Origin of the sequence: Lysinibacillus sp. NPDC093692 (assembly GCF_050280125.1) — a bacterium.
In the GTDB taxonomy this organism is placed as follows: domain Bacteria; phylum Bacillota; class Bacilli; order Bacillales_A; family Planococcaceae; genus Lysinibacillus.
On the sequence record NZ_JBNNUW010000017.1, the window covers coordinates 99,214 to 106,675 of the forward strand.

At 33.4% G+C, this 7,462-nt stretch carries 9 protein-coding genes; 3 read left to right on the top strand and 6 right to left on the bottom strand.

Translation table 11 applies throughout. The features are described 5' to 3' along the window. The first annotated feature begins 665 nt into the window (after positions 1 to 665). Entirely contained in the window at positions 666 to 1,754 is a 1,089-nt protein-coding gene (locus tag ACQKN4_RS17545) for a helix-turn-helix transcriptional regulator (RefSeq protein WP_427484332.1), read from the top strand. Positions 1,755 to 1,823: 69 nt separating this feature from the next. Next, a complete protein-coding gene (locus ACQKN4_RS17550) occupies positions 1,824 to 1,940 on the top strand; it encodes a CatA-like O-acetyltransferase (RefSeq protein WP_427484333.1) in 117 nt (38 codons plus the stop codon). An 87-nt stretch (positions 1,941 to 2,027) separates the two neighbouring features. Here ACQKN4_RS17550 and ACQKN4_RS17555 read toward each other — a convergent pair whose 3' ends face one another. Beyond that, the gene (locus ACQKN4_RS17555) at positions 2,028 to 3,122 is read right to left on the bottom strand and encodes a DUF418 domain-containing protein (RefSeq protein ID WP_427484334.1); all 1,095 of its coding nucleotides are present in this window, start codon (positions 3,120 to 3,122) and stop codon (positions 2,028 to 2,030) included. A 239-nt stretch (positions 3,123 to 3,361) separates the two neighbouring features. On the opposite strand from ACQKN4_RS17555, the gene ACQKN4_RS17560 reads away from it, so the two are divergent. After that, the gene (locus tag ACQKN4_RS17560; RefSeq protein ID WP_427484335.1) at positions 3,362 to 4,090 is read left to right on the top strand and encodes a MerR family transcriptional regulator; all 729 of its coding nucleotides are present in this window, start codon (positions 3,362 to 3,364) and stop codon (positions 4,088 to 4,090) included. A 195-nt stretch (positions 4,091 to 4,285) separates the two neighbouring features. On the opposite strand, the gene ACQKN4_RS17565 is transcribed toward ACQKN4_RS17560, so the two are convergent. The 5 genes from ACQKN4_RS17565 to ACQKN4_RS17585 form a co-directional block, all read right to left on the bottom strand. Next, positions 4,286 to 5,008, bottom strand: a complete 723-nt coding sequence (locus ACQKN4_RS17565; RefSeq protein ID WP_427484336.1) for an SDR family NAD(P)-dependent oxidoreductase — start codon at positions 5,006 to 5,008, stop codon at positions 4,286 to 4,288. A 70-nt stretch (positions 5,009 to 5,078) separates the two neighbouring features. After that, positions 5,079 to 5,201, bottom strand: coding sequence for a DUF2087 domain-containing protein (locus ACQKN4_RS17570; protein ID WP_427484346.1), 123 nt, complete (start codon positions 5,199 to 5,201; stop codon positions 5,079 to 5,081). A 75-nt stretch (positions 5,202 to 5,276) separates the two neighbouring features. Next, positions 5,277 to 6,143 (bottom strand): phosphotransferase, encoded by an 867-nt coding sequence (locus ACQKN4_RS17575; RefSeq protein ID WP_427484337.1) that lies wholly within the window; start codon positions 6,141 to 6,143, stop codon positions 5,277 to 5,279. A 147-nt stretch (positions 6,144 to 6,290) separates the two neighbouring features. Next, positions 6,291 to 6,794, bottom strand: a complete 504-nt coding sequence (locus tag ACQKN4_RS17580; RefSeq protein ID WP_427484338.1) for a hypothetical protein — start codon at positions 6,792 to 6,794, stop codon at positions 6,291 to 6,293. 119 nt (positions 6,795 to 6,913) lie between these two features. Then, entirely contained in the window at positions 6,914 to 7,261 is a 348-nt protein-coding gene (locus tag ACQKN4_RS17585) for a DUF3888 domain-containing protein (RefSeq protein ID WP_427484339.1), read from the bottom strand. Between the last annotated feature and the right edge of the window lie 201 nt (positions 7,262 to 7,462).

Below are 7,462 nucleotides of genomic sequence, written 5' to 3' on the forward strand. Positions count from 1 at the left end.
ATTGAATTTCAAAGCTAATTAGATACATTGTATGTTTCAAATTCAATTTACTTTCTTTTCATACGTGTATACTCTAATAAGCAATTGGTTCACCTATAAACCTAACGGAACGGTCAATAATTTTAATTTAAAAAGGATGACGGCTGCCAGATTGGCTCCTTTCATTACGGAAAGAACAAATTAAAATGACCGAAATCTCTATTCAATCACTTTTAGACAAGAAATAATTCAAAGGAAAATTTACAAAACATATCACACATCAAAACACGCGTTGTGTATGATAAAAAACGTCACTCAGAGTGGAAAAAAACCTTTGTTAATGCATACACAATAATTTTTATTCTGTTGCCGACAAGATGACGGATCTATTAATATTTATATTGATAAATTCGTTTTTTATTTATAGAACTCATCACAACACGTTGGAGATACTTTAAAACGTATATCATTTATATAAGTTGATTGGAGCGCTAGCGAAACGGCAATTGTTTTAACTGTGTGAAAGCGTAGCGGCAGCAACAATGCGCCCAATCAGAACCGAAATCAACCCACATTGCGGTGATAAACACTTATCGCTGAAGCCAGTTCGTCTCATTCAAAAAACACAACGAATATCAAAACCCATTTCAATTCTTCACTATACTTAACTATAGGAGTGATGCATTATGAACAACATGATTCAGGAGATGATTGATTGGATTGAAGCACATCTGTTTGAGGGGTTTTCCCTGATGAAACTAAGTGAAGCAATGGGCTATTCTTCTTATTACTGTTCCTTTAAATTTCATCAAATCACTGGCATTAGCATTAAACGCTATATGACCCTTAGAAAAACCTATCTTTCTTCAATCAGTCTTAGTGAAACAGATGAAAGGATCATTGAAATAGCGATTAAACATGGCTATTCATCGCAAGAAGCATTTTCCCGAGCTTTCAAGGAAATATTCGGCGTTACCCCTAATGCCTTTCGTTTATGCCCTGAACCATTGCAATCTTATGTAAAACTCACTATGAATGAAGCGAGGAGTTATTATATGGATATTTCAAAAAAATTAAGAATTGAAGATTTACAAAAACATGTGGATGAACATTTTGATCATGAAGTATTAAACATTTTAAATGGTCAATATATGTACGAAGAATTCAGTTCTCAACAATTAATGGGAAAAAGCGATTACGCACCATTTAATGAGGCGATGTGTGTACACGACACCGTTACAACCATTTTTAGCGACTCCTTCAAACAGGTTCGAGCAGCAGGACATCAAGTCTCACTTGAGCATTACGAAGCCATTACAGTTGCCCCACTTGAAAAGACCTTGTTTTCAAAAAAATATCAATGTATCGTTCTTTGGTTTGGTGAAGACATGTTTTGTCAGATGAACTTAATAACCGTGTTAGCGTATTTAGAACAAACCGCATTCAAAGGAACGATTTACTATCATGCGGTAAGAGAGCAAACATATGATGTGCAAGAAACCGACATAACATTAGGTAGCTATTACGATCTATATGAAGCAGTGTTAATGGAGCACCGTATGCCAGATGTAGAGCTGATGCCTGTTATGTATCAAGGAATCAAATTGTATTTAGAACTATTGAAAAACGATAACGACATCACAAAATATATCCAAACACATCAACATCTACCTCACGATGAGATTGTACGAAACTTACTAAAACTCTTCCCTCAATATGGTTTAGGGGATTCTCAATATTTAGAATTAATTAAAGCAACGCAAATCAAAGATTGAGCATGCTTACCTCCCTCCCCTTTAGAGTGGTGAAGAGTTGCAACCCAAACTCTTCATCGCTCATTTAGCGTGTTGACTGTTTCTATACAAATGTACCGCGATGTGTGTGATGGTTATCATGCAGGTTTATTCATAAATTACCTTCAGAATTTTGCCGATGAATCATATGATTGTTTATTGGATTGAATATCTAAAACCTGCTGCTTTTGTAGAAAGCGTCCCCGCTTGTTATAGGAACGCTTTCTAATCTTCCCTTTTAATCTACTTCCCCTACTAATCTGTCATTTTTCTCATCACCCATTCAATCGGCCCTCTTTTAAATCTATTTCTCCATAAAGCAGAAAAGAAAATACTCGCTACAAAAAACAATAGTGTAAATACTAATGAAAATGCTAAAGTTTGTTTTTCTAATCTATTGAATAAAGCCAATATGCCCACACCGATGAATACATGGCTTACATAATGCGTTAGTGTTAATTGTCCTGTTTGAATAAGTGCTTTTATCACCCATTGTCCAGCAAACTTTTCTACGATATAAATAGAAGCAACGATGACAATAATCGCAGAAGCTGAATTTGATAAGATATATAAAATGTTTGGTGGAATTGGTCCTGTTTGAAACAAAAATTCAGCACTATTTTCATCTAACACCAATAGCGATAGTCGTATTAATATTTTTGAAAGTACCTCTATTGCTATTAGTAGAATTATAGAAATAAACAACATCTTGTTTCTTACAGCTTTCTTCGATAAATCAAGTCTGCCAAGGATCATTCCAAGCAAAAAGAAGCAAATCCAAGGGAATACTGGATGATATCCATTAAACAAAAGATTTCTTAGAAAACCTTCGATCGTCCAAAAATCAAGATATTCCATAAACGGTTGTTCTGGATGCCATCCTTTCAAATAATTCATTGTCACTTGTAAGGCTTGCGAGGTGATTAAAAAAAGAGTAGATAGGATGATCATTAGCTTTGTAGAAGCTACGATAAGGAAGGATGCAATCAGCATATAAACACCATAATAGTGGAGAATATCTCCAGTCCAATCAGCAACATATAAAAGCAAACCAAGAATAAAGAGAAAAGCCGAACGTTTCCAGAATTTCTTCCTAATCTCTTTAATAGAAGTAAGCTCACCGCCATTTCTAGCTTTTCTTGTCATCAACGCAACTCCGATACCGGCCAACGTAACAAAAGTAGCAGACGCCCTTCCTTCGAAAAGTCCAGTAAACCATATAAGCCAATCCGGTCCTCTCCCTGCAGCTCCCATAATAATTTTAAAGTTGACGATAAGCATCCCAAACATAGCCAAGGCTCGAGCGAAATCTAGCCCATCAATCCGTTTAGATTGTAACGGTTCGGTCATAAATGTTCCTCCTTCTGTTAATACACCATCACTATAAACTATAGGGTTGACCTAATGTCAAACCAAGTTTTGTTTGTCCACCACTTCATTCATTTGCCCCAAAAAATCCGTTAGCTTTATCGCATGGAATTAATCTTTTTTTCATTCTCATTGATAACTGTTTGAGGTTTTATCTTAGGTTTATTGGTTGACATTAGGCTAGCCCTAGAGTTTATATTTATCTAGAGAAGAGGGATATTATGGATGAAACAATTACAATAAATCAATTGGCTAAAATATTTGATATCAGTCATCATCAAATTCGATATTACGAAGAAAAGGGGCTCTTATTTCCATCCTACACGGATCATAATAGGTATCGAAAATATTCTCTGAAGGAAATTTATCAACTTGCGCAAATATTAATGTTAAGAAACTTAAATCTTTCAATCGCACAAATTAAAGAGGTTTTAACTTCGTATGATAAAAATGATTATTTAAAGTTATTAAACGAAAAATCAACAGCACTTTCCGACGAAATAAACAAACTACAAAAAATAAAAAAGGTAATTGATCACCATTATGAAAATATTACAAACCAAAAAGAAAATTCAATAAAATACTTAAAAAATAAACATTTAGAAAAAATAATCACTTTAAAAACAAATGAAACTTTATCCGCCAAAGATATGTTTAAGTTTCAATTATCAAAGCAATTTTTTTATAATGATATTATTTATGTTTTTGAAGAAGATGAATATCATATATGTATAGAAACAGAACGGAAAGCTGACTTTATCATGAATGAAGGTAAATATAGTTCAATATTTATTTTTGGTGAATCTGATGAAGAATTTGAGGAACAAATAGTATCCATTATCGACAAGAAAAATACCCCTATCTATGTATTGGAGCTCTCAAGCGGCATTTTTACTAATAGTAATGTTCTTGAGTTAGAAGTTTTAATTCCCGAAAAAAATGAGGGTTAAATTGATTAGAATAGTAACTACACGATAAGAATGTTATATTTGTTCATTCCAGCATATAAAAGCAAAGGAGTTCGAAAGCTGTTATGGCAGTAGGCTAGGAGTTTTGCTCGAACTAAACAACTTTACGGGCTCCATCATTCACAATGATAAAGGCTCACATGTTGACCAGAATCGTTCAACATGTGAGCCGTTTTTTTATACATTCATATCTGTAATAGCAGGAATATTTATTTCCTTTACACATGAAACTGGTGATAAATTAATCACACATTGGACAATGGCTACAATATCTTGTACAGGAATACGTGTACCTTCATACAACTTAATTGCTTTTTCAGCTCCTTCTTCAAAAGGTACTTCAGCTGCCATTTCTCCTGGATTAATACACGTTACAGTGATCTTATCTTTTCTCAAATGCTCGCGTAAAGCATTTGTAATACCTCGCAAGCCAAATTTAGATGTAACAAACGAAACTTGCGCATTATTCGTATGATCTAAACCTGCTGTCGATCCTATTAAAATTATTTTTCCATTTTCGTCCTGTCTTAAATTAGGTAATAGCGCCTGAATATATGTAATTGTGGAAGTTAAATTAATATTAATTAAATTTGCTATATCCCCAATCTCATCGCTATCAAACGTATAGTCATCTTCAAAACCACGCTTTTCCCAAACGCCAACATTATAAATTAATACATCAATAGCAACGCCTTGTAAAGTTTCTTTTAAAGCAGGAATATGTTGTTGACTAGATAAATCAATAGCCAGCCATTTACGATTTACGCCATCATTTATATCTAAACTACTTGGTCGTGTTCGAGACACCACCCATACTGTATCCCCTTTTGATGGTAACCCCTTTACAAATGCGTCACCTAATCCTTGGCTTGCTCCAAATATAATAAAGTTCTTACTCATCCAATCACCCTTTCTATATGACTACAACGTAAGTATAGTTAATATAAAAACCAGTGACAACTAATGTGATTTATGGAAATATTAAGATACCTAAAATATTTACGCTCGTTGATTTTAAAATTTCATTGATTTCTTTTTCGTTATATTTACGCCCTACCTCAAACTTCGGTACAATGTATTGCAGTAAAATAATTTTTCGTTTTGAATAATGTTACTTCAAAACATTGGCTTTTCTTTCATTTTTCATAAGCTTTTGTCACGGTAAGTACTAAGGAAGATAATTCCTCCATTCCTCCCATGCTTCCATATAACCATTAAGATCGTGCGGATGAACTTTTATACACACGCCAATACGTGTATATAATTGAAAAACAACTTCATTCAAAAGTCGTTCTTTCGTAAAAGTTGCATTTCCGTCCCACAACGAAAACGATGAAAAAAGTGTATGTAAGTCTAAACTATCTGGCGAAGAACAAAACGCATAGGTGAAATCGTAAAGTTTTGGTCCGATTAAAGGTGATGGGTCAATAACGCCTTTTAACTGATTACAAGAATATACAAAATTATGAACACCCGTATCACCGTGAAGGTAATACTTCTCCTCTTGATCGTGATAAGTATTTAATATATTTACCAATAACTCTACTCTTTTATGATCCTCACTCGGTAATAGCTTACCTATATTCATTTTGGCAGACTCAAAACTACTATGATTAAAGTCTGACCAGGAGCTTCTATGGATCCCGTTTACTCTTCCCCAAGGAATGTCTTTGTCCACCTTTTCATAATGATTGAATAACTCTTTCGTTAAAATGTTCATCCATTCTACTTTCGAACCTCGATTATAGTGAGTTTCTCCGGGTATAAAAGAGTACACAATAAATTCTTTTTTATGATCCGTGTAAAGAACATCCGGCAACAATTTCACTTTTTTATATGCAAGCAGGAATTCCTCAGTGGCAGATATTATCATAGGATCGTCGATCTTCATCACGTAGATTGGCATATTTTTGCACAGGATCGTGTATAAAATGCCCTCAGTTGTACCACTTTTTAACCTCTTCACTTCTAAATTATCATTTATGACTAAGCCTTTATTAATGAGTAAATCCATGATTTCATTTATTTTTTCCATTTTTCAATCCTCTTCAGACGTTTTAGTTAACTAGCTTAATAAGTTCGCTATCTTTTTCAACAATCCTGCTCATCAATAAGAAAAGTTGCCTTTGACTTGGGTAGCTTTTACTCTTGAATCGTTAAGTTAAAAAAATTCTTTGTTCACCTATACCCACCCGATATTAACAGTATCATCATGAAAGAATTCAATTACATATTTCTGAGTTAGGCAATAAATATATAAGTCACTTCCTAACCAGACAATCTCCTCAATATTACTTAATAATTCATTAGTCAATTTAGTTTTTATACATGGATGACTATCGTATCCCCAAAAGATATATATAGGAATTGATGTATCTAATCCTTTAGAAATTAAAAGTGACGGAATACTTGTTATTTCTTGGTCAATCACTTCGATTTGGTTAATATTAACACTTCTCCAATCAATTCGATTCCAAAATGTAAATGGGAAATTTGCAGAAAAATCTTCTACAATTAAATCACTTTTATTAGAATCTTGTATTTCAAATACTTCCGATTCGCCGAACACTTCTTGAAGCAAAGCCTTTACTTCATTCTCTTTTTCAATTCTTTCTTGGATAATTTCTTTTTGTCTTCGTACCTCTAAAATTTCCTTTAATCTCTTCTGTCTCTCTTCTCTGTTCACCCAAATGTTAAACTCCTTATCATATTGTTATTGAACCTAAACACAATTTAAAAAAGCGTTTCATTTTATTATTGAAACGCACCCAGTTAGTTGAATAGGATAAAAAGCTTTAAAAGGACTTACTTTTGAACTTCTTTTACTGAAACCCCTTCTGTTGTTACAAGAAAGGTTAATGTAATAGGACCTTCAGGTGGGTTAAAAGGACCTGTATACGTATCATATTTTACTTTCACTGTAAAATCATACTGAGAATATCCACCAGTTAGTCGTTTAATTTCTAATATTTCTGCATCCCAAAGTGCATAACTACGACTTGGATATTCCTTATTAATCACGTTCCTTGCATATGGGTCTAATAATACCAATAATACATCATAAAAATCGGAATGTATTTCTTCAGCACTGACATTCTCTGCTATCTGTGGTCTTTTCCAAGTTAAAACAGATATTAAACTAATTAATAACAATAAAAATATTACTGATATCTTTTTCATCTAATCACTTACCTTTTTAAAAGGTAGTATTCACTTTAGGTAAAACAATATTCTTGTTCAACTAAACTGCGCTGTTAGATCAATAAAAACATACTAAGATTAGTAGTGCAGACCAAGGCATTGGTTCGTACTACTATTTTTTTATATAGTAGAGGTGAAGAATAGGTCGGGCAG

What these genes read in the sequence shown, in the direction of transcription:
- ACQKN4_RS17545 (WP_427484332.1), top strand. Translation starts at nt 666, where the DNA reads ATGAACAACATGATTCAGGAGATGATTGATTGGATTGAAGCACATCTG.
- ACQKN4_RS17555 (WP_427484334.1), bottom strand. Translation starts at nt 3,122, where the DNA reads ATGACCGAACCGTTACAATCTAAACGGATTGATGGGCTAGATTTCGCT.
- ACQKN4_RS17560 (WP_427484335.1), top strand. Translation starts at nt 3,362, where the DNA reads ATGGATGAAACAATTACAATAAATCAATTGGCTAAAATATTTGATATC.
- ACQKN4_RS17565 (WP_427484336.1), bottom strand. Translation starts at nt 5,008, where the DNA reads ATGAGTAAGAACTTTATTATATTTGGAGCAAGCCAAGGATTAGGTGAC.
- ACQKN4_RS17575 (WP_427484337.1), bottom strand. Translation starts at nt 6,143, where the DNA reads ATGGAAAAAATAAATGAAATCATGGATTTACTCATTAATAAAGGCTTA.